The following is a 14635-nucleotide window of genomic DNA, read 5'->3' as shown; positions in this document are numbered from 1 at the left end:
GAGAGGAGGTGCAGCGAAGCAAACCGGAGGCGATGCCCCCGGATGAATCCCGCAGCGAAGGAACCCGAGCCTAAGCGAGGGCCGAACGCCGGGGCCCAGACTTTTGGTTACTTTGGGGCGTTTGCCAAAGTGACTCGCCGCAAGGGCGAAACCGCCAGGCGCAGCGCCCGAAGCAACGGATATACACCCAAATCCCGACCATAAAAAAAAGCCCCGACCATAAGGCCGGGGCTTTCCTGTTACCACTCAGTCAACCATCAATACCGCTTGATGTCCGCCTGACTCTCCAACTGCTTGCGGAACGCCGCAAAATCCTGCTGACCCTCACGCGAAGCAAGGAAGCGACGGTACTGCGCCTTCTCTTCATCAGTCGGCGCTACTGCTTCATTCACACCGTCCAGACGCACAATCATCAAACTACCGTCCTGCAAGGTCACGCTGCTGAACGTCGGCTTGCCCTTGGCTGCCGGTTTAGGCATGCGGAACAACGCCTGCAGCACAGTCGGGTCAACCCCTTCCTGAGCACGGGTCGCCGCCTTCACAACCTTCCAGTTCTGGCCATCAACCGCCTTGTCCTGCGCAGTCTTGCCATCGCGCAGACCAGCAATCAACTGGTCAGCCTTGGTCTTGGCCGCAGCGCTGGCGTGCTCTTTGGTCAGTTGGGCACGGATCGCCGTGTTCACCGCTTCGAGTGGCAACTGCTCAGGCTTCAGATGTTCCTTGGCACGCAGCACGACCACGGTTTCCGGATCCAGCTCGATGCCGGTGCTGTTGGCGTTTTCTTCCAGCACTTCCTGACTGAACGCAGCCGTCACCACCGCGCGGTTGGCGGCGATGCCTTCACCACCTTCACGGCCGAATGGCTTGGAGGTGTGCACAGTCAGTTTCAGATCTGCCGCAGGCTGGGCCAGGTCAGACGCTTCGAACGCCGAGTCCTCCAGCTGCTTGGTCGCCTCGACAAAACGCTGCTCGACCTGTTGAGTCTTCAGCTCGCGGGTCAGCTTGTCTTTCAGGCTGGCCAGGGTCGGCACTTCAGGCGCTTCAACACCCAGCAGCTTGATCAGGTGGTAACCGAAGTCGGTACGCACCGGCTCGGAAACCTGGTCCTTGTTCAACGAGTACAGGACTTTTTCGAAAGCTGGGTCATAGACGCCAGGACCGGCGAAACCGAGGTCACCGCCATTGTTGGCCGAACCCGGATCCTGCGAGAACTCCTTGGCCAGCGCTTCGAATTTCTCGCCCTTGGCCAGACGCGCCTGGACTTCTTCGATCTTCGCCTTGGCCTGAGCGTCGGTGGTCTTGTCGTTGACTTCGATCAGGATGTGCGCGGCACGGCGCTGTTCCGACAGGTTGGCGATCTCTTTCTGATACGCCGCCTGCAGGTCTTCATCCTTGACCGCCACCAGGTCGAAGAACGAGGACTTCTTCAGCTCGACGTAATCGACAACCACCTGCTCAGGGGTCATGAACTCCTTGGCGTGCTCGTCGTAGTAAGCCTTGACCTCATCGTCGGTCAGCTTGACCGCGGCCGGGTCGGCCTTGACGTTCAGCGAAGCGAAGTCGCGGGTCTGTTTTTCCAGACGGGCGAATGCCAGCACTTCGGCGTCGGTGACGAAGCCGCTACCGGCAACACCGGCGCGCAACTGACCGATCAGCATTTCCTGAGCCAGCATCTGGCGGAATTGCATACGGGTGTAGCCCAGTTGACGGATCACCTGGTCGAAGCGCTCGGAACTGAACTTGCCGTCCACCTGGAATTCAGGGGTCTGCAGGATCACCTGATCCAGTGCACCTTCGGAGAAAGCGAATTTCGATTGTTCTGCGCCTTGCAGCAGCAGCTTGCGATCGATCAGGCCCTTGAGGGCCGATTCGCGGAGCATTTTTTCGTCAAGCAAGGAAGCATCGAAGTCCTTGCCCAGCTGTTGCATCAGCTGACGGCGTTGCATGTCAACGGCCTGGCTCAGCTCGTTCTGGCTGATTTCTTCACCATTGACCTTGGCCGCATCGTTGGTGTGCGTCGTGGCCTTGAAAATGGCATCGAAACCGGTCAGAGCCATCAGTGCAACGATGACCCCGATAATGGTCTTGGCAATCCAGCCTTGTGAATTGTCCCTGATATTCTGCAGCATGCGTCCCCCAGAAACGGTTGAACTTCAAAAATTAGGCAACCGTGGAGCGTGGGTAGAATCCGGATAGAAGAAAGGCGCATCCGAGGATGCGCCTTCTCGTAACTGGCGGAGCGGACAGGGCTCGAACCCTCGATCCCGGCGTTACAGGCGGCTGTTCCAGCGACCTGCTCTACCGCTCCGCTGCCAAGTCAGGCATGACCCCGACCCGGATGGGTAAAAACCTGAAACAAACTTGCTTAGTTGACAGCTTCTTTCAGTGCTTTACCGGCTTTGAAACCTGGCTTTTTAGCAGCAGCGATTTCCAGCGTCTTGCCAGTCTGTGGGTTACGACCGATACGAGCTGGACGATCAGTCACGGAGAACGTGCCGAAACCTACCAGAACAACGGAGTCGCCAGCCTTGAGAGCGCCAGTGACGGATTCGATTACAGCGTCCAGCGCACGGCCAGCAGCAGCTTTCGGGATATCAGCGGATGCAGCGATAGCATCAATCAGTTCCGACTTGTTCACTCTAAGTCCCCTTATATCTATTTTGAGATGATTCTAAGTTTTTTGGTGAAAGCAAAAACAGTGCTGAATGGCCTACAGACACTTAAGAGCCGCTTTATAACAAGGGCTCTAAAAAGCTGTCAAGGAAGCCCCCCAGGCAAAAACGTATTAATGCGTGCTAATTCTTTCCTTTGAATCAGACTCACGTTTTTCGTCCTTGGAAACTATCTCCGGAGCCACATCCGGCAAGGGCTCCGGCGCGTATTGCAGCGCAATTTGCAGGACCTCGTCAATCCATTTAACCGGTTTAATCTGCAGATCCTGCTTGATATTGTCAGGAATCTCCTTCAGATCGCGCACGTTTTCTTCCGGAATAATCACAATCTTGATTCCGCCGCGATGAGCCGCGAGCAGTTTTTCCTTCAGACCACCAATCGCCAGCACTTGGCCACGCAGGGTGATTTCGCCGGTCATGGCGACATCGGCGCGCACCGGGATCCCGGTCAAAGCCGACACCAGTGCCGTGCACATGCCCACACCAGCGCTAGGACCGTCCTTCGGGGTCGCCCCTTCCGGCATGTGAATGTGGGTATCGCGCTTCTCGTGGAAGTCCAGAGGAATGCCCAGGCTCTTGGCACGGCTGCGTACAACGGTCAGCGCGGCAGTGATCGATTCCACCATTACATCGCCCAGCGAACCGGTCTTGATCAGTTGACCTTTACCCGGCACCACAGCCGCTTCGATGGTCAGCAATTCCCCGCCCACCTGCGTCCAGGCCAGGCCAGTCACCTGACCGATCTGATCCTGTTGCTCTGCCAGACCGTAGCGGAATTTGCGCACGCCGAGGAAGTGCTCCAGCAGATCAGCTGTCACTTTCACCGAGAAACGTTTTTCCAGCGCGTGCTCTTTTACGGCTTTGCGGCAGACTTTGGCGATCTGACGTTCGAGGCCACGCACACCGGCTTCGCGGGTGTAGTAACGGATGATGTCGCGGATCGCTTCTTCATCGAATTCCAGCTCGCCTTTCTTCAGACCGTTGGCGGCGATCTGCTTGGGCGACAGGTACTTGACGGCGATATTGATCTTTTCGTCTTCGGTGTAGCCCGGCAGACGAATGACTTCCATCCGGTCCAGCAGTGCCGGCGGGATGTTCATCGAGTTCGAGGTGCACAGGAACATCACATCGGACAGGTCGTAATCGACTTCCAGATAGTGATCGTTGAAGTTGTGGTTCTGCTCTGGATCAAGCACTTCCAGCAACGCCGACGCCGGGTCGCCACGCATGTCGCTGCCCATTTTGTCGATTTCATCGAGCAGGAACAGCGGGTTGCGCACGCCCACTTTTGTCATCTTTTGAATCAATCTTCCCGGCATCGAACCAATGTAAGTCCGACGGTGACCACGAATTTCCGCCTCGTCACGCACGCCACCCAGTGCCATACGCACGAATTTGCGGTTGGTCGCATGGGCAATCGACTCCGCCAGCGAGGTTTTACCCACGCCAGGCGGACCGACCAGGCACAACACCGGGCCGCGAATCTTTTTCACGCGCTTCTGCACGGCGAGGTATTCAAGGATACGCTCCTTGACCTCTTCAAGGCCGTAGTGATCGGCATCGAGAATGTCTTCAGCACGCGCCAGATCGAGGCGCACCTTGCTTTGCGCCTTCCACGGCACCTGCACCAGCCAGTCGATGTAGGAGCGCACCACGGTGGCTTCAGCGGACATCGGCGACATTTGCTTGAGCTTGTTCAGCTCGGCGGTGGCTTTGGCCAAGGCATCTTTCGGCAGGCCGGCAGCATCGATGCGCTTTTTCAGCTCTTCGATTTCATTGTGACCTTCGTCACCGTCGCCCAGCTCTTTCTGAATGGCCTTCATCTGCTCATTCAGGTAGTACTCGCGCTGGCTGCGCTCCATTTGCTTTTTGACGCGGCCGCGAATGCGTTTTTCGACTTGCAGCAGATCGATTTCGGCATCCAGCAAGGCAAGCACGTGCTCGACCCGGGCCGACAGATCGATGATTTCGAGGATTTCCTGCTTCTGTTCGATCTTCAGCGCCATGTGCGCGGCCATGGTATCGACCAGACGACCCGGCTCATCGATGCTGTTGAGCGACGACAGGACTTCAGCCGGGACTTTCTTGCCCAACTGCACATATTGTTCGAACTGCGACAGCAGGCTGCGTACGAACACTTCAGATTCGCGCTCGGCGGCGTCGACTTCGTCGATCAGCGAAACCTCGGCGCGGCAATGCCCGTCAACTTCGCTGAAGCGCTCTACAGCGCCGCGCTGCTCACCTTCGACCAGAACCTTGACGGTGCCGTCCGGCAGCTTCAGCAGCTGCAGCACAGTCGCGATCGTACCTACGCGATAGAGAGCTTCTTCACCGGGATCGTCGTCAGCCGGATTTCTCTGGGCCAGCAGCAGGATCTGCTTGTCGCCCGTCATCGCTGCCTCGAGGGCTTCGATGGATTTCTCGCGCCCCACGAACAGCGGGATAACCATGTGCGGATAAACCACAACATCACGCAATGGCAGGAGAGGCAATTCGATGGTTGTCTTCATGATTTCGCCTCTACGGCGGCCATATGGCCGTAATCAGATGGAATTAAGCTTGAAGCCAAGATGGGGGCTGCCTTGAAAAAAAACAAGCGCAAAGCGGATGTAAAAAACGACATAAAAAAAAAGAGGCCCGAAGGCCCCTTCTTTGTTCCGGCAGTGTGGACGCTTACGCGTCCGGCGCTGCCTTGGCCGTCGGCTCACTGTTTTCGTAGATATACAGTGGCTTGGACTTGCCTTCGATCACGCTTTCATCGATGACGACTTTGCTCACTTCGGACTGCGAAGGGATTTCGTACATCGTGTCGAGCAGCACACCTTCGAGAATCGAACGCAGGCCACGGGCACCGGTTTTACGTTCCAGGGCACGCTTGGCGACCGATTTCAGTGCGTCGGTCCGGAACTCCAGATCCACGCCCTCCATCTCGAACAGCTTGGCATACTGTTTGGTCAGAGCATTTTTCGGCTCGGTGAGGATCTGCATCAGCGCAGCCTCGTCGAGCTCGTCCAGCGTCGCAAGAACCGGCAGACGACCGACGAATTCCGGGATCAGACCGAACTTGACCAGATCGTCAGGCTCGACTTCACGCAGGGATTCACCAACTTTCTTGCCTTCTTCCTTGCTGCGCACTTCTGCGTTGAAACCGATGCCGCCCTTGGTGGAACGGTTTTGAATAACCTTTTCCAGACCGGAGAACGCACCACCGCAGATGAACAGGATGTTACGGGTGTCGACCTGCAGGAATTCCTGCTGCGGGTGCTTGCGACCACCTTGCGGCGGAACGGAAGCGACCGTGCCTTCGATCAACTTGAGCAAGGCCTGCTGCACGCCTTCACCGGAAACATCGCGGGTGATCGACGGGTTGTCGGACTTGCGGGAAATCTTGTCGATTTCGTCGATATAGACAATGCCCATCTGGGCCTTTTCCACGTCGTAATCGCACTTTTGCAGCAATTTCTGAATGATGTTCTCGACATCTTCACCTACGTAACCGGCCTCGGTGAGGGTGGTTGCGTCAGCGATGGTGAACGGAACGTTCAGCAGGCGGGCCAGTGTTTCGGCCAGCAGGGTTTTACCGGAGCCTGTCGGGCCGATCAGCAGGATGTTGCTCTTGCCGAGTTCGACGTCGTCAGCCTTCTTGTCACGCTGATTCAGGCGCTTGTAGTGGTTATACACCGCTACGGCCAGAACCTTTTTCGCACGCTCCTGACCGATTACATACTGGTCAAGGATGCCGCTGATTTCTTTAGGCGAAGGCAATTTATGCGCGCTGCTTTCGGCCTGTGCTTCCTGCACCTCCTCGCGGATGATGTCATTGCACAGGTCGACGCACTCGTCGCAGATAAAGACCGAGGGGCCGGCAATCAATTTGCGCACTTCATGCTGGCTTTTGCCACAGAAGGAGCAATAGAGCAGCTTGCCGTTGTCCTCGCCGTTGCGGGTGTCAGTCATTCGTTCGATCCAAATCCGATAGGCTTGCAACACAAGATGAAGGCTATTGCGGGCTTTTTCAAGCCCGCTGGTGGTCGGACCTGCCGACCCACCTTATTTTGAGCTGCTTATTTTACGCAGGACGCTGGTTGATGACTTCGTCGATCAGACCGTATTCCTTCGCAGCTTCTGCACTCATGAAGTTATCGCGGTTGGTGTCGCGCTCGATTTCTTCAAGCGTACGACCGCTGTGCTTGGCCATCAGCGTGTTCAGACGCTCGCGGATGAAGAGGATTTCCTTGGCATGGATTTCGATATCCGACGCCTGGCCCTGGAAACCGCCCAGTGGCTGGTGAATCATCACACGCGAGTTCGGCAGACAGAAACGCTTGCCTGGAGCACCGGCCGTCAGCAGGAATGCACCCATGCTGCACGCCTGACCAATGCAGGTCGTCGATACGTTTGGCTTGATGAACTGCATGGTGTCGTAGATCGACATGCCCGCTGTCACCGAACCGCCCGGGGAGTTGATATAGAGATGGATGTCCTTGTCCGGGTTTTCCGCTTCAAGGAACAGCAATTGCGCACAGATCAGGTTGGCCATGTAGTCCTCTACAGGACCCACCAGAAAGATTACGCGCTCCTTCAGAAGGCGCGAGTAGATGTCATAGGCGCGCTCGCCACGAGCAGATTGCTCGACAACCATCGGGACCAGGCCGCCGGCGGCCTGGATATCAGAGTTCTGCTGAATATACGAATTACGGAACATGCTCTGCAGTCACTCCCAAATAGTTATGTCTTGAATACACATAAGCCAGCTCGAAGGCTGGCTTATGTGTGTACTTCTTAACGCAAAAACAATCAGTCGGCTTTTGGAGCTTCTACCGGCTTGACCGCTTCTTCGTAAGAGACCGATTTGTCGGTCACGCTAGCTTTCTGCAGAACAGTATCCACAACTTGTTCTTCCAGCACAACCGAACGAACTTCGTTCAGTTGCTGCTCGTTCTTGTAGTACCAGGACACGACCTGCTCAGGTTCCTGGTAAGCCGAAGCCATTTCCTGAATCATTTCACGAACGCGGGCTTCGTCAGGCTTCAGGTCGAATTGCTTGACCACTTCAGCCACGATCAGACCCAGCACTACACGGCGCTTGGCTTGCTCTTCGAACAGCTCGGCCGGCAGTTGGTCAGGCTTGATGTTGCCACCGAACTGCTGAACAGCCTGCACGCGCAGACGGTCAACTTCGTTGGACAGCAGAGCCTTCGGCACTTCGATCGGGTTGGTGGCCAGCAGACCGTCCATCACCTGATTTTTTACCTTGGACTTGATGGCCTGACGCAGCTCACGCTCCATGTTCTTGCGAACTTCGGTGCGGAAACCGTCGATACCGCTTTCCTTGATGCCGAACTGAGCGAAGAACTCTTCGTTCAACTCTGGCAGCTTAGGCTCGGACACGGTGTTTACAGTCACGGTGAACTCGGCGGTTTTGCCAGCCAGGTCCAGGTTCTGATAGTCCTCTGGGAAGGTCAGGTTCAGAACGCGCTCTTCGCCCGCTTTAGCACCCACCAGGCCTTCTTCGAAGCCCGGGATCATGCGACCGGAACCCAGCACCAGCTGAGTGCCTTTGGCCGAGCCGCCAGCGAAGGCTTCGCCGTCAACCTTGCCAACGAAATCGATGTTCAGCTGGTCTTCGTTCTGAGCGGCACGATCGGCCACTTCAAAACGGGTGTTCTGCTTGCGCAGGATGTCCAGCATCTTGTCCAGATCGGCGTCAGCCACTTCAGCGCTCAGGCGCTCGACAGTGATGCCGTCGAAACCGGCAACGGTGAACTCAGGGAACACTTCGAATACGGCAACGTATTCCAGGTCCTTGCCAGCTTCCAGCGACTTCGGCTCGATCGAAGGCGAACCGGCAGGGTTCAGCTTCTGCTCAACCACAGCTTCGTAGAAGGAGGACTGGATGACATCACCAACAGCTTCCTGGCGAGCGTCAGCACCGAAACGGCGCTTGATTTCGCTCATTGGCACTTTGCCTGGACGGAAGCCAGCAATCTTGGCCTTTTGGGCAGTCTGCTGCAGACGCTTGTTGACCTGGCTCTCAATGCGCTCAGCCGGCACGGTGACGCTCATGCGGCGCTCAAGAGCAGTAGTATTTTCAACAGAAACTTGCATGGATATTCCTCGTTGCACAGACGTTAGCCGGCCGTTTCCGACCCCAGAATCAAGGGCATGCATTCTAGTGGGTCAAACTCAAGAAGTCACCCTACTGAAAACGGGTAAAAAAACAGCAGGCCATTTATAGGTGTGAATGCAGCAATGCACTCCACCCCGAAGACGAATAAAGACCATCACGCCAGGGCTCTGCTCAACCGCTTCTATATATAGAAGAGACCGCGAACCATCTCCCTGACGGCCGATCCTGCGAACATGGCCGGTGGTCGACACGCAGGCCGCAAGCCCATGAACACGACGAATGCCCTGCCCTTCGACCTGAAACCCGACGCAACAAACCACCAGCCGTAAAACAAAAAAGGCGCCAGACTGTTAAATCTGGCGCCTTTCGGAATATGGGGTGGACGATGGGGATCGAACCCACGACAACGGGAGTCACAATCCCGTGCTCTACCAACTGAGCTACGCCCACCATATTGCGTCACAAAAAAGCCATTCGACTTCTTTGCTGAACTTCACCAGGCCTGCGGCATGAATGAAGCTTTAATTGGTGCGGATGAAGAGACTCGAACTCTTACGCCTCGCGGCGCTGGAACCTAAATCCAGTGTGTCTACCAATTCCACCACATCCGCAGATGAAGCTTTTAAAGCAAAGGCGCCAGACTGTTACATCTGGCGCCTTTCGAAATATGGGGTGGACGATGGGGATCGAACCCACGACAACGGGAGTCACAATCCCGTGCTCTACCAACTGAGCTACGCCCACCATATCGCGTTACTTGTGCCAAAGCTGCCTAATGGCGCACCCGGCAGGACTCGAACCTGCGACCATCCGCTTAGAAGGCGGATGCTCTATCCAGCTGAGCTACGGGCGCCTTGTTAATCTGTACCCTTGGAGGACTACAAACTAAATGCTTTCCAGCCTCGCAGAACCGTAATCCCGCTCAACCTTCTTAACCAGTGCTAGGCTGTGCCCGACAAGTGCGACGAATAGTATAGAGCGACCTTAAAGTCGTCAAATCTTTTTTGAAAAAAATTCATTTAATTAAAGGAGTTAGGGGAATTTGCTGACCAAGCGCCTTTGCCCTCACCGCCTGACATGCGAGAATGCGTTCTCTTTTTTTCCCCTCTCGATGGTTAATCACGCGCAATGACTGCACAACTAATCGACGGCAAATCGATCGCCGCCAGCCTGCGCCAGCAGATCGCCCAACGAGTTGCCGAGCGTCGCCAGCAAGGCCTGCGCACTCCCGGCCTCGCGGTGATCCTGGTCGGCAGCGATCCTGCCTCTCAGGTTTATGTCTCGCACAAGCGTAAAGACTGTGAAGAGGTCGGCTTCCTCTCTCAAGCCTACGACCTGCCTTCCGAAACCACTCAAGAAGCGCTGACCGATCTGATCGATCGCCTCAACGACGACCCGGCCATCGACGGCGTGCTGCTGCAACTGCCGCTGCCCGAGCACCTGGATGCCTCCAAGCTGCTGGAGCGCATTCGCCCGGACAAAGACGTTGATGGCTTCCATCCTTATAACGTCGGCCGCCTGGCCCAGCGCATTCCGCTGCTGCGTCCGTGCACACCAAAAGGCATCATGACCTTGCTGGAAAGCACCGGCGTGGACCTTTATGGTCTGGATGCGGTGGTGGTGGGTGCGTCGAACATCGTCGGTCGTCCGATGGCGATGGAGCTGCTGCTGGCCGGTTGCACCGTGACCGTCACCCACCGCTTCACCAAGGATCTGGCCGGCCACGTCGGCCGCGCCGATCTGGTAGTGGTCGCCGCCGGCAAGCCGGGCCTGGTCAAGGGTGAGTGGATCAAGGAGGGCGCGATCGTGATCGACGTCGGCATCAACCGTCAGGACGACGGCAAACTGGTCGGTGACGTGGTGTACGAAACCGCCCTGCCCCGCGCCGGCTGGATCACTCCGGTTCCCGGCGGCGTTGGCCCCATGACCCGTGCATGCCTGCTGGAAAACACCCTCTACGCGGCAGAAACCCTGCACGCCTGAGACGTTTTTCCGCCATAAAAGAACCCCGCCTTGTGCGGGGTTTTTCGTATCTGAGAAAAAACACTAACCGTTCGCCGGAAACCCCTATTTTTACAGGCCTTTTCACGAGATTTTCAGGTCATTCAAACAACCATCGACAGATCTTCAGCCATACTCCTAGAATGCGACGCTTTGAAGAAATAACCCGTTACAAACTAACGGAATATCCAACCTTTATGAGTTCGCCCGCGTGAAAATTCGTCTTTCGATCCTGAGCCTGGTTTTTGTTTTTTCAGGCACATTCGTCACGCCAACCGTCAACGCCGCTGAAACTACCGCCGCGCCACGCGATGCTTCGCAATTGAAGATCGCCTCTGGCAGCGCCCTGCTTATGGATTTGCAGACCAATAAAGTCATCTATTCGAGCAACCCGGATGTGATCGTACCGATCGCTTCGGTGAGCAAGTTGATGACCGGACTGGTGGTGGTTGAAGCGCACCAGAACATGGACGAATGGATCGACGTCGACATCAGCCACACGCCGGAAATGAAAGGCGTATTCTCCCGAGTCAAACTGAAAAGTGAACTGCCGCGTCGCGAGATGCTGCTGATTGCCCTGATGTCCTCGGAGAACCGTGCGGCCGCCAGCCTCGCGCATCACTATCCAGGCGGTTACGCCGCGTTCATCGCCGCAATGAACGCCAAGGCCAAGGCGCTGGGCATGACCAATACGCACTATGTCGAGCCGACCGGGCTGTCTGAACGCAACGTGTCCACCGCCCGCGACTTGAGCAAATTGCTGGTCGCCGCGAGCAAGCATCCGATCCTCAGCGAGCTGACCACCACCAAGGAAAAAACCGTAGCGTTCCGCAAACCCAATTACACCCTGGGTTTCCGCAACACCGATCATCTGGTGAACAAGGCTGACTGGGACATCAAGATCACCAAAACCGGCTTTACCAACCCCGCGGGTCATTGCCTGGTGCTGGTAACGCGGATGAGCAATCGTCCGGTCGCCCTGGTGATTCTCGATGCGTTCGGCAAGTACACGCATTTTGCCGATGCCAGTCGTATCCGCAGCTGGATGGAAACCGGCCGGAGCGCCAACGTTCCGGCAGTGGCTCAACAATACAAGGCCGAGAAAAACCTCAAGAATCGCCAGAGCGGCGTGGTTGAGGCCTCGAAGTAAGCCGACCTACCCACCTGTGGCGAGGGAGCTTGCTCCCGCTGGGGCGCGTAGCGGGCCTTCTTTTTTAACAAGAAAAGGCCTGCTGCGCAGTCCAGCGGGAGCAAGCTCCCTCGCCACAGAGGTATTCAGCCAGTGGTTAAATACCCGTTATTCAATCATTGGGTAACGGCATTTTGTCGTCGTCCGGAATGCCGTCACCAGCGCCCGGATCTGGCGTCAGCACATTAGGTCGCGCCAGCGGATCGCGCAGCGGGCTGTCCGGATCCAGCACAGGATCCACGTCGTCCTCAGGCGTGGTCGGCACACTGTCCGGTTTTTTATCGTCGAAGCTGGAATCGGTACTCATACGCACCTCACTTCAGGGTTTCAGGTCAGCCAAAGGATCGTAAGGCTTGGCCGGGCGCTTGCTGTCTTCGCCAGGCTCCACGTCTTTTGGCGCCTTGGCGGGGCCGACCGGATCAACCTGCGGATCGTCGAGATCCGGTGAATCCGGATCGAAACCCAGATCATGACCGGACGAATGCTCGCTCGAGTGCGGGCCTTTCGGGGATGGGGAATCTGCCATGCTTGCCTCCTGACTCACCCGCGAATTCGGGTTCTATCGTTAAGAGGCGTGCCGGGCGTGAGGGGTGCCCGGCAGATGACGAACGGAAGGTTAATGTGTGGCCAAGGCCTTTCTGGCTTGCGCCGCTTCACGTTCCTGGCCGGCTTGCGCCAGCTCGTCCGCAGCCTTGAGCCAGCGCTGGCGGTCGACTTCGGCAGGAATCTGCGACGGTTTCTGGATCAGTACCGCCCAGCCGCCGGATTTTTCGAAGGCCGATTCAAAGGAACTGAAGCTCATCAGTTCTCGGCGATTCATCCCGGCGCGCAACAGCACCTTCTGTTTCAGCCGGTCATAACCGGAAAGGATCGCGTAACGCGGTTCAGCCCAGAACGCCGAGCCTTCACTGAAACGCACCATCACCGGATAACCGGCCGCCACCTGGGTCAACAAGGCTGGCAGGTTCTTGTCCAGCGGATAGACCACCATGCCGTAATCGCGGGCCAGGTTCTGCAGATTCTGTTGCAACTGGTCCTGTGCTCCCGGCAGATGCAACGGTTTTTCCAGCAGGCCCGGCGTGATCATGATGCCCTGCTGCGACAACAGGCTGGCCAGCACTTGCGGACCACTCTGATTGGCTTCGCCGCGATAGAACGTGCCGCTGAGCTCAACCCGCTCCGGCAGGCGCTTGACCTGCGGCGCCACACTGCCCGCACACCCTGCCAACACGGCCGCACAACCGGCCAACAGCAATGCCCCTCGCAATCGAGAAAATACCTGCACCATCGTCACTCTCTGATCAGACGCCGGTCATCGTGTTCCGGCAACGCCTGCGATCATAGGGCGGCGCACGCCTGCGGTATAGCCTTAAACCGCAGACCGATCGTTTGCATAGAGCGAACTGATTGGTCATCACCGACCTTTGGTCAATAGTCTGAAACACCCCATTGTCTAGACTGTCACTGAAACAGAGCGAATTGAAAAAGTGAGTGCCCGACGCAGGGCAAAGAGGAGGCACTGATGAGCCTGACCATGACTATCGTAATGCTGATCGCCGGCTGGCTGGCAGTGGCCGGCGCCATGCTATGGGGCGTGCTGCGTATTGCGCGGCGCCATCACCATCCGGTCGATTCGACCCCGAACCACAAGCCAGAAAAGCACCGCCACGCGACTGCGCACTGAAACTTTGCCACCTCGCCAGATATGCCCCCCCCTGTAGGAGCTGCCGAAGGCTGCGATCTTTTGATCTTCAAAGTCAAAAGATCGCAGCCTTCGGCAGCTCCTACATAAGGCACCAGCCATGAGCCATAAGCCATAAAGCAAAAAAGGCCGGCTGGACTCCTGAAGTCCGGCCGGCCTTTTCATTTGTTGCAGATTACGCCTGCTGAGCCAGCTTCTTTTGCTTCGCCCGGCGCGACATCATGTTCAGCACTTCAATCGCTGCCGAGAATGCCATGGCCGCGTACACATAACCTTTCGGTACGTGGGCGCCGAAGCCTTCGGCGATCAGCGTCATGCCGATCATGATCAGGAAGCCCAGCGCCAGCATCACCACCGTCGGGTTGTCGTTGATGAACTTGGCCAGCGGTTCAGCCGCAAACAGCATCACCATTACCGAGACCACCACCGCGATCACCATGATCGGCAAGTGCTCAGTCATGCCCACCGCAGTAATGATGCTGTCGATCGAGAACACCATGTCCAGCATCAGGATCTGACCGATCGCGGCAGCGAAGCCCAGGGTCACGGTCGATGTCGCGCTTTTCGGGTCTTCCGGCGCCGGGTCCATGCTGTGATGGATCTCGGTTGTGGCTTTCCACACCAGGAACAGACCACCGGCAATCAGGATCATGTCCTTCCAGGAGAACGCCTGGCCCATGATTTCTATCACAGGGGCAGTCAACTGCACGATGAAGGCGATGGTGCTCAACAGGGCCAGACGCAGGATCAGCGCCATGCCGATACCGATGCGCCGCGCCTTCTGCCGATGCTGCGCGGGCAGCTTGTTGGTCAGGATCGAAATAAAGATCAGGTTATCGATGCCGAGCACGATTTCCATCACCACCAGTGTGGCCAAAGCAACCCAGGCGGCGGGGCTGGCGGCGAGTTCTAACAGATATTCCATGGGTCAGTCCTGACTC

Annotated in this window: 13 protein-coding genes and 4 tRNA genes; 3 read left to right on the top strand and 14 right to left on the bottom strand. The window is 56.9% G+C overall.

What is annotated here, in order from left to right:
• Positions 1-257: 257 nt before the first annotated feature.
• From JN524_RS14730 to JN524_RS14685, 10 genes are all read right to left on the bottom strand, one after another.
• Positions 258-2129 carry a SurA N-terminal domain-containing protein gene (locus JN524_RS14730; protein ID WP_202369787.1) on the bottom strand — a complete coding sequence of 624 codons (1872 nt, stop codon included), beginning with the start codon at positions 2127-2129 and terminating at the stop codon, positions 258-260.
• A 236-nt stretch (positions 2130-2365) separates the two neighbouring features.
• A complete protein-coding gene (locus tag JN524_RS14725; protein WP_002552737.1) occupies positions 2366-2638 on the bottom strand; it encodes an HU family DNA-binding protein in 273 nt (90 codons plus the stop codon).
• A gap of 147 nt (positions 2639-2785) precedes the next feature.
• On the bottom strand, positions 2786-5182 hold the full coding sequence (lon, locus tag JN524_RS14720) for an endopeptidase La (protein WP_027614583.1): 2397 nt from the start codon (positions 5180-5182) through the stop codon (positions 2786-2788).
• A 163-nt stretch (positions 5183-5345) separates the two neighbouring features.
• Positions 5346-6629 (bottom strand): ATP-dependent Clp protease ATP-binding subunit ClpX, encoded by a 1284-nt coding sequence (gene clpX, locus JN524_RS14715; RefSeq protein WP_003223632.1) that lies wholly within the window; start codon positions 6627-6629, stop codon positions 5346-5348.
• A gap of 112 nt (positions 6630-6741) precedes the next feature.
• Positions 6742-7377, bottom strand: coding sequence for an ATP-dependent Clp endopeptidase proteolytic subunit ClpP (gene clpP, locus JN524_RS14710; protein ID WP_007951559.1), 636 nt, complete (start codon positions 7375-7377; stop codon positions 6742-6744).
• A gap of 92 nt (positions 7378-7469) precedes the next feature.
• On the bottom strand, positions 7470-8780 hold the full coding sequence (gene tig / locus JN524_RS14705; RefSeq protein WP_027614582.1) for a trigger factor: 1311 nt from the start codon (positions 8778-8780) through the stop codon (positions 7470-7472).
• Positions 8781-9176: 396 nt separating this feature from the next.
• Positions 9177-9252 (bottom strand) — tRNA-His (locus JN524_RS14700).
• Positions 9253-9328: 76 nt separating this feature from the next.
• Positions 9329-9413 (bottom strand) — tRNA-Leu (locus JN524_RS14695).
• A 57-nt stretch (positions 9414-9470) separates the two neighbouring features.
• Positions 9471-9546 (bottom strand) — tRNA-His (locus JN524_RS14690).
• 32 nt (positions 9547-9578) lie between these two features.
• Positions 9579-9655: transfer RNA gene (locus tag JN524_RS14685), tRNA-Arg, on the bottom strand.
• 275 nt (positions 9656-9930) lie between these two features.
• Between JN524_RS14685 and folD the strand changes: the two genes are divergently transcribed.
• On the top strand, positions 9931-10785 hold the full coding sequence (folD, locus tag JN524_RS14680) for a bifunctional methylenetetrahydrofolate dehydrogenase/methenyltetrahydrofolate cyclohydrolase FolD (protein WP_003223627.1): 855 nt from the start codon (positions 9931-9933) through the stop codon (positions 10783-10785).
• Positions 10786-11014: 229 nt separating this feature from the next.
• Positions 11015-11953, top strand: coding sequence for a D-alanyl-D-alanine endopeptidase (gene pbpG / locus JN524_RS14675; protein WP_202369786.1), 939 nt, complete (start codon positions 11015-11017; stop codon positions 11951-11953).
• A gap of 151 nt (positions 11954-12104) precedes the next feature.
• Here the strand turns inward: pbpG and JN524_RS14670 are convergent, their stop codons facing one another.
• The 3 genes from JN524_RS14670 to JN524_RS14660 all read right to left on the bottom strand — a co-directional run bounded on the left by JN524_RS14670 (position 12105) and on the right by JN524_RS14660 (position 13280).
• A complete protein-coding gene (locus tag JN524_RS14670; protein WP_007965369.1) occupies positions 12105-12299 on the bottom strand; it encodes a hypothetical protein in 195 nt (64 codons plus the stop codon).
• A 12-nt stretch (positions 12300-12311) separates the two neighbouring features.
• Entirely contained in the window at positions 12312-12518 is a 207-nt protein-coding gene (locus JN524_RS14665) for a DUF6021 family protein (protein WP_007965370.1), read from the bottom strand.
• Positions 12519-12608: 90 nt separating this feature from the next.
• Positions 12609-13280 (bottom strand): peptidase C39 family protein, encoded by a 672-nt coding sequence (locus tag JN524_RS14660; RefSeq protein WP_202369785.1) that lies wholly within the window; start codon positions 13278-13280, stop codon positions 12609-12611.
• Positions 13281-13526: 246 nt separating this feature from the next.
• Between JN524_RS14660 and JN524_RS14655 the strand changes: the two genes are divergently transcribed.
• Positions 13527-13676, top strand: coding sequence for a hypothetical protein (locus tag JN524_RS14655; RefSeq protein ID WP_202369883.1), 150 nt, complete (start codon positions 13527-13529; stop codon positions 13674-13676).
• A gap of 193 nt (positions 13677-13869) precedes the next feature.
• Here the strand turns inward: JN524_RS14655 and JN524_RS14650 are convergent, their stop codons facing one another.
• Entirely contained in the window at positions 13870-14619 is a 750-nt protein-coding gene (locus JN524_RS14650; protein WP_202369784.1) for a TerC family protein, read from the bottom strand.
• Positions 14620-14635: the final 16 nt, after the last annotated feature.

This window comes from Pseudomonas sp. MWU318, from assembly GCF_016756945.1.
Classification (GTDB): Bacteria; Pseudomonadota; Gammaproteobacteria; order Pseudomonadales; family Pseudomonadaceae; genus Aquipseudomonas; species Aquipseudomonas putida_A.
Note: the sequence above shows the minus strand (reverse complement) of the source record. Positions and strands in the feature narration are given on the sequence as shown.